We start from the raw sequence: 21,512 nt of genomic DNA on the forward strand, positions 1-21,512 counted from the left end.
GGCGGACAACGCTCGGCATGGTTTCGGGGTGAGGTATGCGTCACCTGATTCCCGACTTGCCGGGTCGGAAACCGGGTGGGAGCGCTGCCGGTCAGGACAGGGTGAGCCGCCGCAGCTTCCCGTCGGCCTGCACCCGGTAGAGCTCGAGCCGGTTGGCGCCGGCGGCGAACAGCCGGTCGTCGGGGAGGAACGCGGCGAACCGCCGGCCACCGGCGTCCGGCGGCACCACCGGCACCACCGCGCCGACCGTGCCGTTGACCGCGACCGCGAGCCGGGTGCCGTCCGGCACCGACGGGGGCAGGGTCCCCCAGACCAGCGCCGGCAGCGCACCCCGCGCCGGGTCGACCGCGTCGAACGCGGCGAGGTTGGCCACCGTGGCGGAGCCGTCGGCCGACACGGCGCCGACCCGGGTGCCGACCAGCGGGTCGGTGGCGGGCAGCGGCACCGGCGCGGGCACCCCGCCGGTGATCGTGACGGGTTGACCGGGCCGGTCGTAGAAGCGTTTGTCGGCGCGCTCGCGCGCGGTGGCGTTCGCCGAGCGGCCGTCCATCGACCAGGGCACCCGCATGTGGGTCTCGTCGGCGATGGTGGGCAGCAGGTCGACGTGTTCCCAGTTGCGGTCGTCGACCCGGCCGGTCCGCTGGCCCGGCTCCTTGACGAACATCGGCACCCAGGCCACCTGGTTCGCGGCGTGGTCGATGGCGTCCATGCCGCGTCCCTGCCAGTCCTGGCGGAAGCTGACCCCGTGGTCGGCGGTGACCATGACCAGCGCCTTGTCGTAGAGGCCGGTGGCGCGCAGCGTCCGCAGCGTCTCGCCGATCAGCCGGTCGGTGTAGCCGAGCTGGGCCAGGTGCCGGGCCCGGGCCAGGTCCACCCAGCCGGCGCCGTCGTTGGGCAGGTCCTCCGGCGCGTCGTAGCGCGCCCCGGAAGGCAGGTACGTCCACGGCGTGTGCGGCATGAGCAGGTGCAGGAAGTGCAGCGTGGGCCGGTCGGCGGGGCGCAGGCCGGCCAGGAACGCGGTGAACCGGGCGGGCTGGTTGTCGTCGAGGGTGTCCCAGCGGAACTTCGGGTCGTCGGGCACCGGCTCGGCGGCGTCCAGGCCGACCTCGGCCGCGGTCTGCTCGCGGTAGGAGTCCTCCGGGTCGACCCGGCTGTCCACCGGCGCGGCGAGCTGGCGCAGCAGTTTCCCGCTCTCCCGGGTCAGCACGCCGAGCCCCTGTTCCGGGGTGATCGCCTGCTCGCACCGGCTGGGCGGGCAGAGCCGGGTGATGCTCTCCTCGGCCTTGATCTGGTAGAGGCCGCCGAGCGCGGTGAACAGGTTGTCCGGGTACTGCGAGTAGTGCGGCGCCGCCCCCCGCTCGGGGTAGCGCCCGGTGAGCATCGCCGGCAGGGCGTACGGCGTCCAGCCGCTGACCCCGGTGGCGTTGCGGTACCAGGTCGACCCGGCGGCCAGCGCGGCGAAGTTGGGATAGCGGGCGGCGTCGATCCGCCCGTCGGGGCCGAGCAGCGACACCAGCGGAAGCTCGTCCAGCACGATCATGACCACCGGCGGGTGGGCGCCGGCGCCGGCGGTCCCGGCCGCGCCACCCTCGCCCCGCGGCAGCACCACGGCCGAGGCCGGGGAGGCGAACAGGAACAGCCCGACGAAGACCACCGGCCCGAGCGCGGCCACCCGCAGCATCCGGCGCAGCGCCCGCCACCGCCGGTGGGCGGCCGCCGCGGCGGCCCCGACCAGACCGGCCACGACCAGCAGGGGTACGCCGCGCAGCGGCGTGACGTGCCGGCCGACCTGGACCGCCAACGCGGCGAGCAGCAGTCCCACGATCACCGTGTGCACCACGGCGCGGGTGACCCGTCCGGCGAGCAGGGACAGCGCGCCGAGCGCCGCGAACGGCAGCGTCGGCACCAGCGCGATCAGGGCGACCAGCAGCAGCACGTCGCCGCGCGCGGCGCGGTGGAACAGGAAGAAGTCGGGGCTGCGACCGAGCACGTCCAGCAGCGGCTGGGTGACCACCAGCCCGACCAGCGCCACCACCTCGGCCAGCCGCGCCGCCTCGGCCCGCCAGCCGGCCCGCCGCCGGGGCCGGTCGGTGTCCGGCGGGCGCTCCCGCGGTGGCGCGAGGACGTCCTCAGCCACCCACCACCACCTGGTAGAGCGTGCGGGTGCCGGACGGCAGCTCGGTGCGGGCGACCACCCGCCCCCGGCGCGCCAGCAGCGCCTCGAAGGTGTCCCGCCGGTAGTCGGGGAAGAGCCCGTCCGGCTTGTTGGCCAGCAGCCGGCGGGCCATCGGGTCCTCCGGGTGGACGAACTCCACCACCAGGGCGCCGCCGGTCGCGGTGAACGCGGTGAGCTGGTCCAGCACCTCCGGCAGCGGAACGTTGCGGCCGATCGCCAGGTGGTGCACCACGGCCAGGGCGAGCACCACGTCGGCGCGGGCCCGGTCGGCGAACGCGGCCCGTTCGACGCCGCGCCAGCCACCGCCGGGCGACGGGTCGGCCAGGTCCAGCACCAGCGGCAGGATGCGCTGCTCCCCCTCGTCGCGCAGGGCGCGGTAGAGCGCGTCGACCACGACCGGGTCCTGCTCGACCGCGACCACGTGCGCGGCGTGCCGGGCGGCGACGCGGGCGTACCGGCCGTCGTTGGCGCCCAGGTCCAGCACCGTGCCGGGGCCGGTGGCGGCGACGGCCCGGTCGACGAAGGTCTCCTTGGCCTGCCGGTCCGGCACCGAGTACGCGCAGGTGCGCTGGTAGTCCGTCCAGTGGCTGTCGCCGGACCGGTGGTCGAGCCGGCGGACCAGCTTCGTCAGCCCGCGTACGGTGGCCCGGGCCAGCTCCCGGGAGAAGCCGGCGTCGCGCAGCTGGGCGCGGACGTCGCTGGTGCTGGCGGCGGAGTTGCGGGCCTGCATCGCGCCGTGCAGGTGCACGTGGGTGGGCACGCCGGCCCGGAAGCGTCGGGTCCCGGCGAACAACCGGCGCATCTGGTCCGGCTCGATCCCGTCGACGCTGGCCCGCAGGAACGGCTGGAAGTCCAGGCCGAGGTGGGCCTGGACGAGCAGGGGGTAGAGCAGCGTCTGGCAGAACTGCCGGTAGCCGGCCCAGGGCTCGCCGTCGCGCAGCGCCTCGAAGGAGCCGACGTCGATGAAGACCGGCCGGGCGCCGCGCCACTGCACGTTGTAGGCCGAGCCGTCCTTGGTGGTGAAGCCGGCGTCCAGCGCGGCGCCCAGCACGTCCAGGTGCAGCAGCGCCGCGTCGCGCAGCATCGCGTACGACCACTCGTAGGGGTGCGACACGAACGGGATCCGCTCGTGTCGCAGCACCGCGGCCCAGGGCGCGTCGACCGGTGTCGGGGTCAGCTCCTCGGTGCCGACGACCTGACCGGTGGCGGTGAGGTTCCGGAAGAAGTCGGCGGCGGACAGGGCGCGCCAGTCGCGGGCGGAGCGCTCGTCGAGGCCGCGCAGCACCTCGTCGCCGCGGTGGAAGACGCGGTTGCCGGGGTCGCGGAACGAGCCGGGCTCGACGCGTACGCCGGTGTCGGGGATCGTCACGCCGGTCAGCCCTGGTCGGTGGGCTGACGGCGGAAGCGGGACACCAGGCGGCGCCAGTAGAGCTTGGCGGCCACGGCCACTCCGGCCACCCCGCCGACCACCGCCTGCACGATGAGACTGCCGGATCCCGCGTCCAGGTAGGCCAGGTGCGTCACGACTGCTTTCCTTCCCTCGCCGGTCATCGGAGCGCAGCCCGGTATGCGAGCTTTATTGCTCTAAGCCGGACTTGTCACTCACCGTACGCCCTGCGATCCGGACGCGCGGGCACACCGGTGACTCGTCCCCCGTCCGATCCGTTCAAGACCGAAGGGGCCCGGGCGGCCTAGCGTGGCGGCCATGACACCGCAGTTCGATCTCGTCGGGACGGTCGTCACCGACATGGCCCGCACGCTCGACTTCTACCGCCGGCTGGGGCTGCCGATCCCACCCGGCGCCGACACCGAGCCCCACGTGGAGGTCACGCTGCCCTCCGGCGTACGACTGGCCTGGGACACCGTGGAGACGATCCGCAGCTTCCACCCCGCCTTCGACCCGTCCGGCGGCAACTCCCGGATGAGCCTCGCCTTCCGCTGCGCCGACCCGGCGGAGGTGGACCGCTGGTACGCCGAGCTGACCGCCGCCGGCCACCACGGGGAGCTGCCGCCGTGGGACGCCTTCTGGGGCCAGCGGTACGCGGTCCTGCACGACCCGGACGGCAACGGCGTGGACCTGTTCGCGCCGCTGCCCGCCGACTGACCACCCGCCCGGGCGCCGGGGTCGGGTCCGGCCACTCGCGCCGGGTCAGCCGCCGAGCAGGCGCGTCGGGGGCACGCCGGCGAACTCCCGGACATCGCGGGTGAGGTGGGCCTGGTCGGCGTACCCGGTCCGGGCGGCGACCTCGGCGAGCGGCGCGCCGGTGTGGGCCAGGTCGAGCGCGCGACGCATCCGCAGGATCCGGGCGAGCGTCTTCGGGCCGTACCCGAACAGGGCCAGGCTGCGCCGGTGCAGGGCCCGCGCGCCGAGGCCGACCTCGGCGGCCGCCGCGGCGACCGTCGCCCCCGCGGCCAGCCGGGCGGCCACCCGGGCGCCGAGCGGGTCGGGGCCCCCGGCGGCCGCCAGGCGGGCCCGGGCGACCTCGGCCAAAACCACCGCGCCGGCGTCCGACCAGCCGGCGGCGGCCGATGCCGCCTCCTCGACCCGCGCGGCCAGGACCTCCGCGTCCCGTCCCCAGAGGTCGGCGAGCGGGACGCGGAGGTCGCGGAGTTCCTCCGCCGGCACCCCGAACACGGACGGGCCCGTGCCCGGCGGCAGGCGCAGCCCGATCCACCGCTCCCCCGGCACCGACCGGGACAGGTGGGCGGTCCGGTCGGGGCCGGCGACCAGCAGGCCGGCCCGGCTGGACCAGAGCAGGTCCAGGCACCCGTCCGGCAGCACCCGTGTCTGCCCCGCGCCGTCGGACACGCTCGCCCACCGCACCGCGCCCCGGATCCGCTCCTCGGCCCGCTCCCGGTACATGCCTCCACCCTGCCACCCCCGGAGGCGGGTCGCGACGGTCAGGGGCGGTGGTGCATCGCCAGGCGGAGCAGCAGGAACCGCAGCGCGGTCGCGGCGAGGTTGGCCGCCACCAGGACGACCAGCTCGACCGCGCGCGGCGGCGCCGTGAGCGCGTGCAGGACCGCCAGCGCGCCACTGGTCAGGGCCAGCCCGAGGGCGAACGCGAGCAACCCCTGGAGGTGGTGCCGGCCGGCGTGCCGGCGGCCGGTGACGCCGAAGGTGAGCCGCCGGTTGGCCGCCGTGTTGGCCACCGCGGTCAGCAGCAGCGCGAGCAGGTTCGCCGGTTGCGCCCCGAGCGGCCCACGCGCCGCCACGAAGATCACCAGGTACGCCAGCGTGCTGGCCACCCCCACCGCGGCGAACCGGACGAGCTGGCGGGGCAGCCCCACCGGCACCTGGGCCGGTGGCGCCGGCAACGGGGCCCGGCCGAGCTGGGCGCGCAGCCGGGGCAGGGGCAGCGCGCCGGTGAGCAGCGCGCGGACCAGCCGCCCGATCCCGCGCAGGTCGGCCAGCGCGGTGGCGACGATGTCGACCCGGCTGTCCGGGTCGTCCACCCAGTCCACCGGCACCTCATGGATCCGCAGTCCGGCGCGCTGCGCCAGGACCAGCAGCTCGGTGTCGAAGAACCAGCCGGTGTCCCGTACCAGCGGCAGCAGCTCGGCCGCCACGTCGGCGCGGATCGCCTTGAACCCGCACTGCGCGTCGGAGAAACGCACCGCGAGCGTGCCGCGCAGCAGCAGGTTGTAGCCCCGGGAGATCACCTCCCGCTTCGCGCCGCGGACCACCCGGCTGGTCCGCGCCAGCCGGGTGCCGATGGCCAGGTCGGAGTGGCCCGAGAGGAGCGGCGCGACCAGCGGCAGCAACGCGGCCAGGTCGGTGGAGAGGTCCACGTCCATGTACGCGAGCACCGGCGCCGGCGAGGCGGACCAGGCGGCGCGCAGCGCCCGCCCCCGTCCCTTCTCCGCCAGGTGCACCACCTCCACCCCGGGCAGTTCGGCGGCGAGCGCCTCGGCGACCGCCCGGGTGCCGTCCACACTGGCGTTGTCGGCCACCGTGATCCGGAACGGGTACGGGAAGTGCGCGGTCAGGTGCGCGTGCAGCCGCCGGACACAGGGGCCGAGGTCGGCCTCCTCGTTGTAGACCGGGACCACCACGTCCAGCACCGCGCCCTCGGCGGTGGGCCGGGCCCGTACGGCGGCCCGGGGCTCCTGCGTGAAGGTCATCGCTCAGCCCTGCCTTGCGCTGCTCAGGTCGTAGACGGTCACGCCGTCGACGGTGGTGGCGGTGAAGGTCTGCGCGACCCAGGCGGCGATCTGGCCCGAGGCGTCGCTGCCGCCGTCGGCCCGGAACCCGCCGCCGCCGATGAAGTAGTGGACGCGTCCGTCGGCGACGTACCGCTGGAACTGGGCCAGCGTCGGCGACGGGTCGCTGCCGTTGAAGCCGCCGATCGGCATCACCGGTTCACCGGTGGCGAGCTGGTAGCCGGAGGCGTTGTTCGAGCCGACCGTGGCGGCCACCCAGGTGTAGTCGTCCGCGTCGGCCGTCAGCAGCGCCGTCATCTCGGCGCTGGGCTCGCGGGCGTCGAGCAGCCCGCCCATGCCGCCGCCGCGCTGCCCCCGGCTCCCACCGTCCGGGCCGGTGCCGCCGTTCTGGCCGCCCGGCATGGCCGGCGGTTGGCCGCCGCCCGGGAAATCCGGGACGGCGCCCGTCCCGTTCGACCCGCCGTCCTGCCCGCCCGGGAGGCCGGGGAACGCGCCGGTGCCGCCGCCCGGGAAGCCCGGGAACTGGCCGTTGCCGCCGCCCGGGAAGCCCGGGAACTCTCCGCTGCCTCCGCCCGGCATCCGCCCACCGGGGAAGCCGCCCCGACCGCCGGGCCCGAAGCCGCCCGCCACGAACGGCCCGGCGCTCGGGATCGCACCGGTGTGCGGGGTGGCCGCCGTCTGCAGCGCGTACGCCGCCGGGCCGGCCAACCCCACCGCCAGCCCGACCCCCACCGCCACCGCGCCGAGCCACCGTCCCGCGCGCCCCCCGCGCCAGGCCGGGGTGATCAAGGAGTTCGCGTCGGCTCCGGCCCCGCCGCCCGACGCCAACTCCCTGGTCACGGGGGCGGGGGTGGTGCGCGGGAGAAGGGAGAGCAGGAGAAGGAGGGCCGCCACGGCCAGGCCGGTGACCAGCACGGTGGTGCGCAGCCAGGGGTACCACTCGGGGCTGCGCCCGAGCAGGTGCCACGACCACCAGGTGGTGACCGCCAGCGTGCCGGTCAGCGACAACGTGGCGACCAAACCGCGCCACCGGCCGGCGAACGCGGCCGCCGGTCGACGCCGCCGCACGGGTCCGGCCGGGGCCGAGCCGCCGTCCGCCGGTGTGACGCCCGCCGGCGGAACCGGGCCGGTCGGCGCCGCGCCCGCCGGGGGAACCGGACCGGTCGGCGCCACGCCCGCCGGGGGAACCGGGCCGGTCGGCGCCACGCCCGCCGGGGGAACCGGGCCGGTCGGCTCGACACCCGCCGGGGCGGGAACCGGTGCGGTCCGGGCCGCCCGCCACAGCAGGGTGACGCCGATGCCGACGATCCCGCCGATCGCCGGGGCGAGGGCGACGGTGTAGTAGGCGTGGAAGATCCCGGACATGAAGCTGAAGATCAGCCCGGTGACCAGCAGCCAGCCGCCCCAGAGCAGCAGGCCGGCCCGGGTCCGGTCGGTACGCGGCGCGCGTCCGGCCAGCCACAGGCCGGCGACCAGCAGGATCAGCGCGGCCGGGAGCAGCCAGGAGATCTGCCCGCCGACCTCGGTGTCGAACATCCGCAGCAGCCCCGCCTGGCCGGAGAACGGTCCGCCGCCCCCGCCGCCCGGCCGCGCTCCCCCACCGACGCTGCCCACCTCGTCACCGGTGATCCGGCCCAGTCCGTTGTAGCCGAGCGTCAGCTCCAGGATGCTGTTGTGCTGCGAGCCACCGATGTACGGACGGGCGCTCGCCGGCACCAGCTCCACGATCGCCACCCACCAGCCGGCGGAGACCACCACGGCCAACCCGGCCAGCAGCAGGTGTCGGATCCGCCGCCCGGGCCCGGTCGGCGCGGCCAGCAGGTAGACCCCGGCGAAGACCGGGATCACCAGGAACGCCTGGAGCATCTTGGTCAGGAAGCCGAGACCGACGAGCGTCCCGGTCAGCGCGAGCCACCGCGCGCTCGCCGTCTCCACCGCCCGCACCGTCGCGTACGCGGCGGCGACCAGCAGGAACACCAGCAGCGCGTCCGGGTTGTTGAACCGGAACATCAGCGTGGCCACCGGGGTGAGCGCGAGCACCGCGCCGGCGAGCAGACCGGCCGCCGGGCCGTACCAGCGGCGGACGGCGGCGTACAGCACGCCGACCGAGGCGACGCCGAGCAGCGCCTGCGGCACCAGGATCGACCAGCTGCTCAGCCCGAACAGCCGCACCGAGAGCGCCATCAGCCACAGTGACGCCGGGGTCTTGTCCACAGTGATCGAGTTGGCCGCGTCCGAGGAGCCGTAGAAGAACGCCTCCCAGCTCTGCGAGCCGGCCTGCACGGCGGCCGAGTAGAACGCGTTGCCCCAGCCGGAGGCGCCGAGGCCCCACAGGTAGAGCAACCCGGTCGCGGCCAGCAGGCCGAGCAGCGCCGGGCGGGCCCAGCGCGGGTCACGACCGGGCGGGTCCGCCGGGGGCGGGGTCGGCTCCGGTACGCGCGTGGCGCCCGGCGGGTACGCGGGCGGCGCGGCGCCGGCTTCGGTCGCGGGCGGGACGGCGGTCTGCGCGGTCAGCAGGCTCTCGGATCTGTCCATGCCGGCAAGCCTCGGAGAGCGCGCTGACCCGCCCCCGTGAGCGGCCTATGCGTCGGCTGTGGATCCCGGCAGCCGGACGGAGAACGCGGTGCGGCCGGGGCGACTGTCGACCTCGACCCGCCCGTGGTGGGCCTCCACCACGGCGGCGACGATGGCCAGGCCCAGCCCGGTGCTGCCGTGGGCGCGGGAGCGGGAGCCGTCGCCGCGGGCGAACCGCTCGAAGACCTCCGGTTGCAGCTCCTGCGGGATGCCCGGTCCGTCGTCGACCACGCGCAGCTCCACCCCGTCCGGGACCGGGGCGAGGCGGGTGGTGACGGTGGTGCCGGGCGGGGTGTGCACCCGGGCGTTGGCGAGCAGGTTCGCCAGCACCTGGTGCAGCCGGTGGGCGTCGCCGGTGACGGTCAACGGCTCGTCGGGCAGGTCGAGCTGCCACCGGTGCTCGGGGCCGGCCACGTGCGCGTCGCTGACCGCGTTCACCGCCATGGCGGTGAGGTCGACCGGCTCGGCGCCGAGCGGGCGGCCCGAGTCCAGCCGGGCGAGCAGCAGCAGGTCGTCGACGAGGCTGGTCATCCGGGTGCTCTCCGACTCGACCCGGCGCAACGCGTGCGCCACGTCGGGCGGCACCTCCTGCCGTCCGCGTCGGGCCACCTCGGCGTAGCCCCGGATGGCGGCGAGCGGCGTGCGCAGCTCGTGGCTGGCGTCGGCGACGAACTGGCGTACCCGCGTCTCGCTGGCCTGCCGGGCGGCGAGCGCGGCGGCGACGTGGCCGAGCATCCGGTTGAGGGCGCCGCCCACCTGCCCGACCTCGGTGCGGGGGTCGGTGTCGGCGGCCGGCACCCGCACCGACAGGGCCACCTCGCCCCGGTCCAGCGGCAGTTCGGTGACCCGGGCGGCGGTGGCGGCGACGCGGTTCAGCGGGCGCAGCGTGCCCCGGACGATGAGCGCGCCGAGGCCGCCGGCGATGACCAGCCCGGCGCCGATCACCCCGGCCTGCGCCACCACCATCCACATGACGGTGTCCCGGACCTGGGCCAGCGGGATGGCCAGGACCAGCACGTCGCCGTCGCCGCGCGGGGAGTTCACCGCGATCGCCCGGTAGTCCCCCCGGTCACCCACGTCGACGGTGCGGGGACGGGCGGCGGGTCGCAGCGGGGCGAGCGCGGCCAGGTCGGCGGCGGACACCGCCTCGGCGCCGCCGCTCTCGAGCCGGACCTGCCCGGCGGGGTCGCCGGACGCCGGCACCCGCACCGCGATCGAGCCCGGCGGGAAACCACCCGGCGGCGGCGGCGCCCCCTCCGGGCCGAACGGCAGCCGGCGTCCGGACGGGTCCGACCGGTACGGGTCGGGGCGGCCGACCCAGCGTTCCAGGTCGTCCGGCCGGCGGTCGCCGAAGGTGAGCTGGTTGTCGATCTGGCCGACCAGGAAGTGCCGCAGGGCGACCGTGGTCAGGCCGCCGATGCCGACGCTGACCAGGGCCAGCAGCGCCACCACCGAGAGCACCAGCCGCCGGCGCAGCGACCAGCCGGCCAGCCGCCGGCGCAGCCGTCCGCCCCGGTCACTCCGCGGGTCTGAGGACATAGCCGGCCCCGCGCAACGTGTGGATCATGGGTGCCCGGCCGGCGTCGATCTTCTTGCGCAGGTACGAGATGTACAGCTCGACCACGTTGGCCTGGCCGCCGAAGTCGTAGTTCCAGACCCGGTCGAGGATCTGCGCCTTGCTGAGCACCCGGCGCGGGTTACGCATCAGGTAGCGCAGCAGCTCGAACTCGGTCGCGGTGAGCGTGATCAGGTCGTCGCCCCGGCGCACCTCGTGGCTGTCCTCGTCGAGGCTGAGGTCGCCGACGGTGAGCACCGCCTCCTCCCGGGCGGCGACCGCGAACCCGGTGCGGCGCAGCAGGGCGCGCAGCCGGGCGATCACCTCCTCCAGGCTGAACGGCTTGGTCACGTAGTCGTCGCCGCCGACGGTGAGCCCGGCGATCCGCTCCTCCACCGCGTCGCGGGCGGTCAGGAAGAGCACCGGCACGCTGGGCGACTGCTCGCGCAGCCGGCGCAGCACCTGGAAGCCGTCGAGGTCGGGCAGCATCACGTCGAGCACCACGGCGTCCGGCCGGAACTGCCGGGCCGCGGTGACCGCCGCCATCCCGCTGCCGGCGGTGGTGACCTGCCAGCCCTCGTAGCGCAGGGCCATGGAGAGCAGGTCGGTGAGGGTCGGCTCGTCGTCGACCACCAGCACCCGCACCGGCTCGCCGTCCGGTCGGCGCAGCTCGATCCGACCCTGGGCGGCCTGCCCGTTCATGACCATGCTCCCCATCGTGGGCGCACCCGCTGTACCGGGGCTGTCCCGATCCTGTGTACCAGCTGTGCGGGGCGCGCGGGGGGAACCGGGCGGAACGGTCGGGCCTTCCCCGGCAGGCTACCCGGTGGTAACTTGCCGGCATGTCCATCGACGGTCGTCCCGCCGGCCCGCTGGCCGGCAAGGTGGTGCTGGTGACCGGCGCGGCCCGGGGCATCGGCGAGCACACCGCCCGGCTCGCCGCCGCCCGGGGCGCCCGGCTGTCCCTGGTCGGGCTGGAGCCGGACCGGCTGGCCGCGCTCGCCGCCGAGCTGGGGCCCGGACACGTCTGGTTCGCCGCCGACGTCACCGACCAGGCGGCGCTCACCGAGGCGGTCGACGGCACGGTGGCCGCGCTCGGCGGGATCGACGCGGTGGTGGCCAACGCGGGCGTCGCCAACCGGGGCACGATCGCGGTCGGCGACGTCGAGGCGCTGGTGCGTACCGTCGAGGTGAACCTGGTCGGCGTCATGCGGACGGCGGCGGCGACCGTGCCGGCGCTGATCGACCGCGGCGGCTACCTGCTGATCGTCTCCTCGGCCGCGGCGTTCGCCGCGCTTCCCGGCATGGCCGCCTACTGCGCCTCCAAGGCCGGCGTCGAGCACTTCGGCACCGCGATCCGGCTGGAGCTGGCGCACCGCGGCGTGGCGGTCGGCACGGCCCACCCGTCCTGGGTGGACACCGACCTGGTCCGGGAGGCACGGGCGGACCTGCCGGCGTTCGAGAGCGCGCTGGCGAAACTGCCCTGGCCGATGCGGCGGACCACCACGGTCGCCGAGTGCGCCGAGGCGTTCGTCCGGGCGATCGAACGACGCCGCCGCCGGGTGTACGTGCCACGCGCCGTGGGCGCCGTGCAGGCGGTGCGGTCGCTGCTGGTCAGCCCGCTGGCCGACCGACTGGTCGGGCGGACCGCACGGGTCACCGTCCCGCTGATCGAGGAGCAGACCCGGGCTCTGGGCCGGGGTTTCGGCGCGAGCACGCCGGAGGCCGGCCGGTGAGCGCGCCGGTGGAGGTGGTGTTCGAGCGGCGCGGCGCCGGGCCGGCGCTGGTGCTGCTGCACGGCATCGGTCACCACTGGGGCGCCTGGCTGCCGGTGCTGGACCGTCTCGCCGAGACGCACGACGTGATCGCCGTCGACCTGCCCGGCTTCGGTCGCTCCCCGGTGCCGACCACCGGCCTGCCCGCCGACATGCCCGGGCTGGTCGCCGGGATGGTCGAGCTGTTCGCCGCGCTCGGCCTGGAGCGACCGCACGTGGCCGGCAACAGCCTCGGCGGGGCGATCGCCCTGGAACTGGCCGCCGCCGGCGCGGTCTCGTCGGCCACCGCGCTGTCGCCGGCCGGCTTCTGCACCCCGCGCGAGCTGCGGTGGGCCCTCACCGTGCTCACCCTGCACCGCAACGCGGCGCGGCTGCCCGAACCGGTGCTGCGCCACCTGTTCGCCGCGCCGGCGCTGCGCGCGCTGGCGATGGGCATGATCCTGGCCCGGCCGAACCGGATGGCGCTGGACGTGGCGCTGGCCGACGCCCGCGCGCTGCGGCAGGCGCGGGCGTTCCGCGCCGTGGCCCGCGCGGGCCGGGGGTACGCGTTCGCCGGCGCGCCCACCGTGCCGGTGACGGTGGCCTGGGGCACCCGGGACCGGATCCTGCCCTACCGCCAGGCGGCGCTGGCCCGCACCCGGCTGCCCGCCGCCCGGCACCTGGACCTGCCCGGCTGCGGGCACGTGCCGATGCACGACGACCCGGACCTGGTCACCTCGGTCATCCTCGACACGACCGGCGTCCGCCCGGCCTGAGCGTCACTCGGTCGCGCCGAACGGGTCGGTGCGCACGTAGCGCATCGTCCAGCCCTCCGGGCCGGCCCGGTTGCCGCGCTCGTAGAGATGGTCGGCCACGCCGTCGGCCGGTCGGTCCGGGTGGCGCAGGATCCACCGGGGCGGCGGCGTGCCGTCCGGCTCCGCGGGCAGGTCCCGGACCAGGTCGTCGGCCGGGCCGCCGACGAACCGTACGCGCACCGAAGCCACCGTCACTCTCCGTTCCGCTGTCGACACCCTCGCCGCGAAGCTACCCCGGTCGGACCGGAACCCCCGGCGGTTTGCACAGGTCGGGGCCCGGGTAGCGGGACCGGAGGGGACCGGACGAGGCAGGGAGTGGTCGATGAGGACGCTGGGCGGGCGGTACGAGCTCGAACAGCGGGCCGGCCTGGGTGGCATGTCGGAGGTCTGGCGGGCACACGATCGTGTGCTCGATCGGACCGTCGCGGTGAAGCTGATCTCGCCCGGCCTGGACGGGGACGTCGGCGCGGTGCAGCGGATCCGGTCCGAGGCCCGCTCGGCGGCGCGGCTGGTGCATCCGAACGTCGCCAGCGTGCACGACTTCGGCACCGCCGAGCTGCCGGACGGGCGGCCGGTGCCGTACATCGTGATGGAGCTGGCCGAGGGCGAGACGCTCGCCGCCCACCTGCGCAACGGCCCGTTGGACTGGCGGATCGCGGTGCGGGTCTGCGCCGAGGTGTGCGCGGCGCTCGCCGCCGCGCACGGGCACGGCATCGTGCACCGCGACGTGAAGCCGGCGAACGTGATCCTCACCCCGTTCGGGGTGAAGGTGCTCGACTTCGGCATCGCCACCCCGGCCGGCGCGCCCGACCACACCCCGGAGGGGGTCGTCGTGGGCACCCCGGCGTACCTGGCTCCGGAGCAGCTCGACCGGCAGCCGGCCACCCCGGCCGCCGACATGTACGCGCTGGGCGTGCTGCTCTACTACTGCCTGACCGGTCGGCTGCCCTACGACGCCGGAAGCACCACGCAGCTGCTCGGCTCGCGGCGGCGACGGCCACCGCAGCCGCTGCCGGAGATCCCGGGCCTGCCGCCGGAGGTGGCGGAGCTGTGCCGCAGCTGCCTCGACGCGGACCCGGCCGCCCGGCCGACCAGCGCGATGGCCGCCCTGCTGCTGGCCGAGGCGGTGGACGCCCGGGTCTACGTGCCGATGACCGTGACGCTGCCGAGGCAGCGTGCCGCGCAGGTGTCGCCGTGGAACAGCCGGGCGGCCGCCGAGGCGACCGAGGCGATGGCCGTCGACGCGGCCACGAGTGGCCGGGTGGGCTGAGCGTACTGCCGGCACGGGCCCGGTTTCGCCGGTCGGGGGCCGGGAACCCGGGCCGATGAGTGACGGGAGGAACGCGATGCCGGATCCGAGTTCCTGGCTGGCCGAGACGGCCACGGCGACCGCGGCGGGCGGTCACGTACGCACCGACGACGGCGGTCTCTCCTCCGCCCTGGCGTCCCCGCTGGCGCCGCACTGCACCGGCCTGACGCCGGAACAGCTCCTGGCCGCCGCGTTCGCCTCCTGCCTGCACCACGCCGCGGTGGAGGCGGCGGGTGAGATCACCGACGAGGCGCACACCGTGCAGGTGACCGCTGAGGCGAAGCTGGGCCGGGACGACGACGGGCGCTACCGGGCCGACGTGCACGCCGAGATCTCCTCGGCGGGGCTGACCCGGGAGCAGCTGGCCGACCTGGTCGCGCACGCCGATCGGCTCTGGCCGTTCTCCAGTGGCGACCCGAGCCGGCACCGGCTCACGGTCACGCCGGCGGAGAACGGCCGGCACTGACCGGTCACCAGCGGAAGCCGGCGGTCACGGCGCGGTGGTCGCTGTCCGGGGTGCGTACCACCCCGGCCGTGGTCGGGGTGAGCCCACGGTAGAGGACGTGGTCCGGGCGGGTCATCGGCAGCTCCGCCGGCCAGGTGAAACCGAAACCCTGCCCGGCCTCGGCCTGCGCGTCGCCGAGCAACCGGGTCAGCGGGTCGAAGACCCGGTCGGTGGTGGCGGTGTTCAGGTCGCCGAGCACGACCAGCCGGTCGGCCGGGTCGGCGCGGACGGTGGCGGCCAGCGCGGCGACCGTCTCGTCGCGGGTGGCGGTGTGCCCGGCCCGGGCCGAGCCCAGGTGGACGACGTACACCGCGAGGTCTCCCTGCGGGGCGGCCACCACGGCGCGCAACGCCCGGTCCCAGCCCAGCCCGGTGTCCACGCCGTGGGCCTCCCGGATCGGCCAGCGGCTCCACAGCGCCACCGTGGACACGGCCGCGCGGTGCGGGTACCGGTCGGCCAGGGCCGCGGCCACCCGCTCGCCGTCGGCGACCTCCTGCAGGCCGATCAGGTCCGGCGCCGCACCGGCCAGCGCGCCGGCGGTGGCCGCCGGGTCGGGGTTGCCGGCGCGCAGGTTCTGGCTGGCCACCCGCACCGCCGCACCGTCGGCCCCGGCCGTCGGGGGCAGCCACGCCCGCCCGTAGAGCCCGGCCCAGACCACCGCCGGCAGAAGGACCGCGATCAGCGCCCGGCGGGAGCGGCGCAGCAGCGCCGCGAGCGCGAGCAGGGGTACGCCGAGGCCGAGCAGCGGGGTGGCGCTGTCGACCAGGCTGCCCAGGCCGTTGACATTGGGTACGGCGCGGTGCCCCACGAGGAGCAGCGCGAGCAGCACGGCGCAGGCCACGAGGACGAGTCCTCGCCGGCCCCGACTGCCGGCGGGCTCGCCCGCGGCCCGCGCGTCGACCATCTGCTCCGTCACCGTCCGGATCGTATCGAGCGCCCGCGTGGGCGGGGCGGCCGATCGCGGTACTCGTCGGCGCGGTCCGGCCTCGGTGGATCGGCGTTCAGCCGGGGCCGGGTGACCGGCCCGCCGTGGGCCGAACGGTGGACGGCCGCGTCTGGGGTGGGGCGAAGGGCCGTGCGCCCGATTCTTACCTGCGAAACCGACATGAGCGATCTTTCGGAGACACGAGGTCTGGACCTTTCATGATCGTCCGACGGCAATGCCGGGGCGGATCATGGCAAATTGTGGCGCATGCCACCAACCGGCCCGATGGCAAGCGACCCGAAGCTTTCTAGCCTCGGCGGGTGCACCCCGACCACCCCGATCATCAACAGCTGCCCGCGCCGCGCCCGGTTCGCCGAACGATCGACCCGGCATCAGCCGAACGGCGGGTGGGGCGGCACCGCGCCCCCGAGCCGGCCCGGCGCGCCCCGACCCGGTCCGTGCCCGGCCGGATCGCGGTGGCCACCGGCGTGACCTGCTGCCTCGGGCTGATCGGCGTGGCCGGCGTCGGCGAGACCGGCCGGCCCCACGTGGAGGTACGCGAGGCGCTCGCCGACCGGGCCGCCACCGAGCAGCGGGCCTCCCGTGACTTCACCCGCGCCGTACCGCCGGTCGCCGCACCCGTGCCGCCGGCGCCCTCCGCCTCGCCCAGCCCGACGCCGACGCGGAAGAAGGCCCCGAAGAAGGTGGTCCGCCCCAAGCACCCCCGCCCGGTCGCCGGGCTGGACCAGCGACAGATGGACAACGCGAAGGCGATCGTGGACGTCGGGCGGGAGATGAGGCTGCCCCGCCGCGCGCTGGTGGTGGCGGTGGCCACCGCGATGCAGGAGAGCGACCTCTACAACCTGGCCAGCGACGTGCTGCCCGAGTCCTTCGACTACCCCCACCAGGGCAGCGGCTCCGACCACGACTCGATCGGGCTGTTCCAGCAGCGGCCGAGCAGCGGCTGGGGCACCGTCGCCGAGATCATGCGACCCGCGTACGCCGCCCGGGCCTTCTTCACCGCCCTGGCCGAGGTCCCCGGCTGGGAGGAGATGAGCGTGACCGCCGCGGCCCAGGCCGTGCAGGTCTCCGCCTTCCCCGACGCGTACGCCAAGCACGAGCAGCGGGCCGCCACGGTGGTGGCGGCGCTGGTCTGAGCGTCGACACCCGGCGTCAGGCGGGGGACCGCCCGGGCACGCCGGCGGCGGCGGTGGGGGTGTCGGCGGGGACCCGGTCACCGGTGAGGATCTCCTCGATCCGCGCCGCACGGCGGCGGCGGGCCAGCAGCGCGGCCTCGAACTCGCGGCGCGCCCGCACGGCCTCGGCGTACGCCTCCTCCCGCACCCGGCGGGCCTCCTGGCGGGCGTCCTCCAGCTCGGCGCGGGCGCGGGCCAGCAGGTCGGCGGCCTCCCGCTCGACGGCGGTCGGGCCGGGCGTCGCCGCGCCGTCGGGCACGGTCCGCCGCCGGAGGAACTCACCGAGGTGCAGCGCGTCCAGCCGGATCTGGTCCCACTCCCGGCCGACCCCGGCGACACCCTCCGTGCGGGCCGCCAGTCGCCCCAGCCGCAGGGCCAGCTCGTCCAGGCAGGCGTCCACCTGGCGTTGGTCGTAGCCGCTCTCCACCACCGAGAACCTCATCTGTCGCCCCCCGGGCAGCCGCCGTGCGTCCCACCTGCACGATCCTGCGCCGCGGGCGAGCCCGGAGGCGGTTCGCGGAAAATGTTCAGCATCCGGACGCCCGGACTTCGCGGCCGCTACTGGTGCTTGGGGAGCACGACCACCCGGCCGAAGAACTCGTCGATCCGGCGCACCACGTCGTTGAAGTCGTCCAGGTCGATCGGCTTCGTCACGTACGCGTTGGCCTGGAGGGTGTAGCTGCTGACCACGTCGGTGTCGGCGTTGGAGGTGGTCAGCACCACGATCGGGATGGTCCGCAGGTTCTCGTCCCGCTTGACCTCGCCGAGCACCTGCCGCCCGTCCATCCGGGGCATGTTCAGGTCGAGCAGGATGACGTCCGGCCGCTGCGCCTCGACGTGGCGGCCCTCGCACCGGAGGAACTCCATCGCCTCCTGACCGTCCGCGACCACGTCGATGACCTTCTCGACGTCGGACTCCTCCAGCGCCTCCTCGATCATCAGGACGTCGCCCGGGTCGTCGTCGACCACCAGGATGCGGACGGGATTCGGGCGGGGCTGACCCATGGCGCTACCTGCTTCGTCTCGGGGAGGGGGCCGACCGCGGGGCCGGCCGCTGGCGGGGAAATCTATCCGATCAGGAGCCGGCCGACGCCGTCGGGTCGGCGGGCTCGAGGTCGTGGCGCAGCACCTCGGCCACGCCGGTCACCTGGAGCACCCGGGCCACCCGGCCGGAGGCCCCGGTGAGGCGCAGCCAGCCGCCGTCGGCGGCGACGAGGTTGTCCCCCCGGACGAAGGCGGCGATGCCGGTCGAGTCGCAGAACGTCAGCTCGCTGAGGTCCACCAGCAGTTCACGACGGCCCTCGGCGACCAACCGGTCGATCGCGGTGTTCAGCTCCGGGGCCGTGCTCAGGTCGAGCTCACCGGCGAGCCGGAGGCGAGTGCCGCCCTCGTCCCGCTGGGCGTACGTGACGGTGAACGTCACCGTGGCCCCTCTCGCTCCTACCGCAGGCGAACCCTTGCAGTGCAGCAAGTATACGGGTGACGCGGCCGCGCGCCGATCAGCGCCCCGCGCCCGTGGTCGAGAGCCCGCCGACCAGGGCGCGCCCCCGCTCCAGGAAGCCGGCCGCCCGGGGGAAGTCGCGCAGCTCGTGTCCATAGTGGTCCAGGGTGAGACCCACGGCGGCGGCGGGCACGCCCCGGCTGACCAGGATCGTCACCAGCCACTCGACGAACTCGCCGAACAGGGTGCCGTCGTCGACGTAGAGCGCGGCGGCCAGGAAGTCGACGATGTAACCGAGGTCCCCGACGGTGGAGTCGAGCTGCGCCGGCGTGTAGTCGGCCACCGCCGGTACCCGCTCCCGCAGGTCGGCCAGGGCGCTGTCGATCAGCTCACCGCGCCGCTTGACCAGGCTGGCGTACTCGTCGTCGGCGAGGTGGTCCAGCCGTGCGGCCGGCACCGCCCGCAGCGCCCGGTCGTCGGCGACCAGGTCGGCGGCGGCCGGGGCGTCCGGCGCCCAGGCCACGCCGAGCGACCGGGCCCAGCGACCGTCCGCGCCGAAGCCGCGACCGCCCACCACCACCGGCACGTCGGCGCGACGGCACGCCTCGATCATCCGGTGGGCGTGCGGCAGCCGCATCGGCAGCGCGCAGGCCAGAGCCACCGCCTCGGCGTCGTAGCGGTGCAGGTAGGAGACCAGATGTGCGGCCGGCACGCTGGCCCCGAGGAACACCACCTGCCAGCCGCGCAACCGCAGCACCTCGGCCACCAACCGGGCCGGCAGCGCGTGCCACTCACCGTCCATGCAGGCCATCACGATCCGGCCGCGGGTCGGGCGGGGATCGGCGTACGCGGCCACCGCGGCCACCACCCGCTCGCTGATGTGGGTGGCGGCGTGCTCCTGGGCGACGCTCCACTCGTTGCGCGCCCAGCGCTCCCCCACCTCGGCCTGGGCCGGGGCCACCAGATCGAGCAGCACCCGCTCGGCCGGCACACCCGCCTCGAGCAGGCCCCGGGCCACCGCCACGGCGGCCTGCTCGTCGGCCTCGGCCAGGCACTCCAGATAGCCGGGAAAGGCCTGCGCCGGGTCGGCGGCGGTCGTTGCGGTCACGCGGAGGGCTCCCTCGCTCGGTCGGCTTCGGTCGGACCCGGCACCGAGTGCAGGTGGCGGGACGCGCGGCCGGTCGGACCGGTCGCCCGCAGCGCGAGCACCGCGATGTCGTCGTGATCGCCGTGGGCCAGCCAGTCGCAGGTCACCTGCTCGACCCGCTCGGCCAGCGCCGGCGCGGGCATCCGGTGGCATCCGGTCACCGCGTGGACCAGCCGCTCGGCGCCGAACTGGTCGTCGCCGCGTCGCCCGCCCCGCGCCTCGGTCACCCCGTCGCTGTAGAGCAGGCAGGTCTCGCCGGGCGCCAGGTGCACGGTGACCTCGCCGATCCGCGGGTCCGGCACCACGCCGATCAGCATGCCGCTCAACGGCACCACCTCGACCTCGCCGGACTCCCGCAGCACCAGCGGCGGCAGGTGCCCGCCGCCGGCCAACGTCAGGGTCAGGCCGCCGTCGCGGTGCGGGCGGGCCACACCGAGCACCATGGTGGCGAAACGGCCCTGCCCGTGGGCCTGGGTGGTCTCCAACAACGCGTCGTTGAGCAGCTTCAGCAATCGACCCGGCTGCGTCTCGACCCGGTGCAACGCCTGCAGGCACTGGCGGAGCTGGCCGGTGAACACCGCCGCCTCCACCCCCTTGCCGGACACGTCGCCGAGGAAGAAGACCGAGCCGCCGTCGGCCAGCCGGTGCGAGCCGTAGAAGTCCCCGCCGATGCGCAGACCGGCCTGCGCCGGCCGGTAGGCGGTGCCCCACTGCACGCCGGCGGCCGCCGCCGGCTCGACCGGCAGCAGGCTGGCCTGCAACGTGTCGGCGACCTCGGCCTGGTCGCGGTAGAGCATGGCCGTGGTCAGCGCCGCGCCGGCCCGGGCCGCGAACGCGCGCACCAGGTCGACGTCGGCGTCGTCGTACCAGCGGCTGGCCCGGCGGGCCACCAGCAGGACACCGGCCGGAGCCTCCCGACCCGGCAGGGGCACCACCCGCGCACTGGCGCCGGGCACGTCGAGGCCGGGCAGCCAACCCGCCTCGGCGGCCTGCTCGACCAGCCAGTCCAGCGCGTGCGGCTCGGTGCCGGCGAGACCGGCCTCGATCGCCGCGGGCAGGGCCGGCGCCGGCAGCACGCCGCTGTCCACCGCGGGGGTGGCTTCCTCGTCGACGCGCGCCGCTCGCCACCAGCGGGCCCGACCGGACCGGGGCGCCAGCACCAGCACCGCCGCGTCGGCCAGCGTCGGCACGGCCAGTCGCACCACGGCGGCCGCGGCGCGGTCGGGGTGCAGCGGGTTGCCGAGCTTCTCGCCGACCACGGCGAGGAACGACGAACGGGCCCGCTCGGCGAGCAACGCGTCGGCCCGGCTGACGCTCTCGGTGACGTCCTCGACGTACCAGCAACGCCGGGCGTGGGAGAGCGCGACGGGACGCAGTCGCAGCCGACGCCCATGGTGGGTGATCTCGGCGGGGACGTCGCCACCCAGCGCCGCCACGCCGGTGGCGGCCAGCACCTCGCCGGGCACGACCTCCGGGACGAGGCGCTCCGCGACCGGGCTGACGTGCCGGACCACCCCGTCGGCGGCACAGACGACGAGGCCCTCGCGGAAGTGTTCCACCACCTCGGACCAGTCCGGGACGGTGAGGCCACGGTCGGGCGACAGCGGCGGCAGGGCGGCCGTGTCCGGAGCGGCGGCGGACCACGCCGGGGGCCGTGCGGCACTCGACGTGGAGATCCGTCCGTCGCCCGGGTCGGAACCCCTGACGTCGGCAGCAGTCACCAGCTGAGCCCCACTCTCCTCGTCGACACCCGCGGGACACGGAAACGGGTCCCTGTGGTCAAATCTCCTCGCCCCACCCTACGCCGGTATGCCGGAACCGCCACCTGACGCCGTGGCCCCGGCCGGGCGGACGCGGCGCCGAGCGGGCCGGTTGCGGGGTTGTTACGATCCGAATGTTTCTGCCCGACCGGCAGCCTGCGGAAAGGCGTGATGTGGTTCCTCACCGGAGA

The 21,512-nt window shown here is 75.8% G+C and carries 21 protein-coding genes; 6 read left to right on the forward strand and 15 right to left on the reverse strand.

All coding sequences use genetic code 11. The features are described 5' to 3' along the window. Positions 1–91: 91 nt before the first annotated feature. From COO58_RS12760 to COO58_RS30190, 3 genes are read right to left on the reverse strand one after another with little or no spacing between them, the layout of a single operon-like run. Positions 92–2,137, reverse strand: a complete 2,046-nt coding sequence (locus COO58_RS12760) for a sulfatase-like hydrolase/transferase (protein ID WP_098745087.1) — start codon at positions 2,135–2,137, stop codon at positions 92–94. Beyond that, positions 2,130–3,545: a methyltransferase domain-containing protein gene (locus COO58_RS12765; protein WP_098745088.1), complete on the reverse strand. Its 1,416-nt coding sequence runs from the start codon at positions 3,543–3,545 to the stop codon at positions 2,130–2,132. The genes COO58_RS12760 and COO58_RS12765 overlap by 8 nt, the downstream gene beginning before the upstream one ends. 5 nt (positions 3,546–3,550) lie before the next feature. Then, positions 3,551–3,700: a hypothetical protein gene (locus COO58_RS30190; protein ID WP_172967795.1), complete on the reverse strand. Its 150-nt coding sequence runs from the start codon at positions 3,698–3,700 to the stop codon at positions 3,551–3,553. A gap of 181 nt (positions 3,701–3,881) precedes the next feature. Between COO58_RS30190 and COO58_RS12770 the strand changes: the two genes are divergently transcribed. After that, positions 3,882–4,280 carry a VOC family protein gene (locus COO58_RS12770; protein WP_091575412.1) on the forward strand — a complete coding sequence of 133 codons (399 nt, stop codon included), beginning with the start codon at positions 3,882–3,884 and terminating at the stop codon, positions 4,278–4,280. Positions 4,281–4,325: 45 nt separating this feature from the next. Here COO58_RS12770 and COO58_RS12775 read toward each other — a convergent pair whose 3' ends face one another. The 5 genes from COO58_RS12775 to COO58_RS12795 are packed head-to-tail and all read right to left on the reverse strand — an operon-like array spanning position 4,326 to position 11,171. Continuing rightward, positions 4,326–5,039 carry a helix-turn-helix domain-containing protein gene (locus COO58_RS12775; RefSeq protein WP_091575415.1) on the reverse strand — a complete coding sequence of 238 codons (714 nt, stop codon included), beginning with the start codon at positions 5,037–5,039 and terminating at the stop codon, positions 4,326–4,328. A 38-nt stretch (positions 5,040–5,077) separates the two neighbouring features. Beyond that, a complete protein-coding gene (locus COO58_RS12780; protein WP_091575417.1) occupies positions 5,078–6,301 on the reverse strand; it encodes a dolichyl-phosphate beta-glucosyltransferase in 1,224 nt (407 codons plus the stop codon). Positions 6,302–6,304: 3 nt separating this feature from the next. Next, positions 6,305–8,875 (reverse strand): glycosyltransferase family 39 protein, encoded by a 2,571-nt coding sequence (locus COO58_RS30755; protein WP_098745090.1) that lies wholly within the window; start codon positions 8,873–8,875, stop codon positions 6,305–6,307. A 45-nt stretch (positions 8,876–8,920) separates the two neighbouring features. Next, positions 8,921–10,453, reverse strand: coding sequence for a HAMP domain-containing sensor histidine kinase (locus tag COO58_RS12790; RefSeq protein WP_091575422.1), 1,533 nt, complete (start codon positions 10,451–10,453; stop codon positions 8,921–8,923). Next, positions 10,431–11,171, reverse strand: coding sequence for a response regulator transcription factor (locus COO58_RS12795; RefSeq protein ID WP_091577714.1), 741 nt, complete (start codon positions 11,169–11,171; stop codon positions 10,431–10,433). The genes COO58_RS12790 and COO58_RS12795 overlap by 23 nt, the downstream gene beginning before the upstream one ends. Before the next feature lie 140 nt (positions 11,172–11,311). Between COO58_RS12795 and COO58_RS12800 the strand changes: the two genes are divergently transcribed. Together COO58_RS12800 and COO58_RS12805 are read left to right on the forward strand one after the other, a co-directional pair. Continuing rightward, positions 11,312–12,205 (forward strand): SDR family oxidoreductase, encoded by an 894-nt coding sequence (locus COO58_RS12800; protein WP_091575424.1) that lies wholly within the window; start codon positions 11,312–11,314, stop codon positions 12,203–12,205. Continuing rightward, a complete protein-coding gene (locus tag COO58_RS12805) occupies positions 12,202–12,999 on the forward strand; it encodes an alpha/beta fold hydrolase (protein WP_091575427.1) in 798 nt (265 codons plus the stop codon). Before COO58_RS12800 ends, COO58_RS12805 begins: the two co-directional genes overlap by 4 nt. Positions 13,000–13,002: 3 nt before the next feature. Here the strand turns inward: COO58_RS12805 and COO58_RS12810 are convergent, their stop codons facing one another. Further along, positions 13,003–13,218, reverse strand: coding sequence for a hypothetical protein (locus COO58_RS12810; protein ID WP_245666451.1), 216 nt, complete (start codon positions 13,216–13,218; stop codon positions 13,003–13,005). 142 nt (positions 13,219–13,360) lie between these two features. Between COO58_RS12810 and COO58_RS12815 the strand changes: the two genes are divergently transcribed. Beyond that, a complete protein-coding gene (locus COO58_RS12815) occupies positions 13,361–14,308 on the forward strand; it encodes a serine/threonine-protein kinase (RefSeq protein WP_098745091.1) in 948 nt (315 codons plus the stop codon). A 76-nt stretch (positions 14,309–14,384) separates the two neighbouring features. Beyond that, on the forward strand, positions 14,385–14,813 hold the full coding sequence (locus COO58_RS12820) for an OsmC family protein (protein ID WP_098745093.1): 429 nt from the start codon (positions 14,385–14,387) through the stop codon (positions 14,811–14,813). Between the two features lie 4 nt (positions 14,814–14,817). Here COO58_RS12820 and COO58_RS12825 read toward each other — a convergent pair whose 3' ends face one another. Continuing rightward, on the reverse strand, positions 14,818–15,768 hold the full coding sequence (locus COO58_RS12825) for an endonuclease/exonuclease/phosphatase family protein (RefSeq protein WP_255292602.1): 951 nt from the start codon (positions 15,766–15,768) through the stop codon (positions 14,818–14,820). A 329-nt stretch (positions 15,769–16,097) separates the two neighbouring features. Here COO58_RS12825 and COO58_RS12830 point away from each other — a divergent pair, with 329 nt between their 5' ends. Continuing rightward, positions 16,098–16,934, forward strand: coding sequence for a hypothetical protein (locus COO58_RS12830; protein ID WP_176558799.1), 837 nt, complete (start codon positions 16,098–16,100; stop codon positions 16,932–16,934). A gap of 16 nt (positions 16,935–16,950) precedes the next feature. Here COO58_RS12830 and COO58_RS12835 read toward each other — a convergent pair whose 3' ends face one another. The 5 genes from COO58_RS12835 to COO58_RS12855 all read right to left on the reverse strand — a co-directional run bounded on the left by COO58_RS12835 (position 16,951) and on the right by COO58_RS12855 (position 21,282). Continuing rightward, positions 16,951–17,415 carry an ATPase gene (locus COO58_RS12835; RefSeq protein ID WP_098745094.1) on the reverse strand — a complete coding sequence of 155 codons (465 nt, stop codon included), beginning with the start codon at positions 17,413–17,415 and terminating at the stop codon, positions 16,951–16,953. Positions 17,416–17,531: 116 nt separating this feature from the next. Next, positions 17,532–17,978 (reverse strand): response regulator, encoded by a 447-nt coding sequence (locus COO58_RS12840; protein ID WP_091575435.1) that lies wholly within the window; start codon positions 17,976–17,978, stop codon positions 17,532–17,534. 70 nt (positions 17,979–18,048) lie between these two features. Further along, positions 18,049–18,396: an STAS domain-containing protein gene (locus COO58_RS12845; protein ID WP_091575436.1), complete on the reverse strand. Its 348-nt coding sequence runs from the start codon at positions 18,394–18,396 to the stop codon at positions 18,049–18,051. 76 nt (positions 18,397–18,472) lie between these two features. Continuing rightward, positions 18,473–19,522, reverse strand: a complete 1,050-nt coding sequence (locus tag COO58_RS12850) for a B12-binding domain-containing protein (RefSeq protein ID WP_091575438.1) — start codon at positions 19,520–19,522, stop codon at positions 18,473–18,475. After that, entirely contained in the window at positions 19,519–21,282 is a 1,764-nt protein-coding gene (locus tag COO58_RS12855; RefSeq protein WP_091575441.1) for a PP2C family protein-serine/threonine phosphatase, read from the reverse strand. Before COO58_RS12855 ends, COO58_RS12850 begins: the two co-directional genes overlap by 4 nt. Positions 21,283–21,512: the final 230 nt, after the last annotated feature.

Origin of the sequence: Micromonospora sp. WMMA1996 (assembly GCF_002573675.1) — a bacterium.
GTDB lineage: Bacteria > Actinomycetota > Actinomycetes > Mycobacteriales > Micromonosporaceae > Micromonospora > Micromonospora sediminicola.

What these genes read in the sequence shown, in the direction of transcription:
- COO58_RS12770 (WP_091575412.1), top strand. Translation starts at nt 3,882, where the DNA reads ATGACACCGCAGTTCGATCTCGTCGGGACGGTCGTCACCGACATGGCC.
- COO58_RS12835 (WP_098745094.1), bottom strand. Translation starts at nt 17,415, where the DNA reads ATGAGGTTCTCGGTGGTGGAGAGCGGCTACGACCAACGCCAGGTGGAC.
- COO58_RS12840 (WP_091575435.1), bottom strand. Translation starts at nt 17,978, where the DNA reads ATGGGTCAGCCCCGCCCGAATCCCGTCCGCATCCTGGTGGTCGACGAC.
- COO58_RS12775 (WP_091575415.1), bottom strand. Translation starts at nt 5,039, where the DNA reads ATGTACCGGGAGCGGGCCGAGGAGCGGATCCGGGGCGCGGTGCGGTGG.
- COO58_RS12780 (WP_091575417.1), bottom strand. Translation starts at nt 6,301, where the DNA reads ATGACCTTCACGCAGGAGCCCCGGGCCGCCGTACGGGCCCGGCCCACC.
- COO58_RS12815 (WP_098745091.1), top strand. Translation starts at nt 13,361, where the DNA reads ATGAGGACGCTGGGCGGGCGGTACGAGCTCGAACAGCGGGCCGGCCTG.
- COO58_RS12800 (WP_091575424.1), top strand. Translation starts at nt 11,312, where the DNA reads ATGTCCATCGACGGTCGTCCCGCCGGCCCGCTGGCCGGCAAGGTGGTG.
- COO58_RS12820 (WP_098745093.1), top strand. Translation starts at nt 14,385, where the DNA reads ATGCCGGATCCGAGTTCCTGGCTGGCCGAGACGGCCACGGCGACCGCG.
- COO58_RS12790 (WP_091575422.1), bottom strand. Translation starts at nt 10,453, where the DNA reads ATGTCCTCAGACCCGCGGAGTGACCGGGGCGGACGGCTGCGCCGGCGG.
- COO58_RS12795 (WP_091577714.1), bottom strand. Translation starts at nt 11,171, where the DNA reads ATGAACGGGCAGGCCGCCCAGGGTCGGATCGAGCTGCGCCGACCGGAC.
- COO58_RS30755 (WP_098745090.1), bottom strand. Translation starts at nt 8,875, where the DNA reads ATGGACAGATCCGAGAGCCTGCTGACCGCGCAGACCGCCGTCCCGCCC.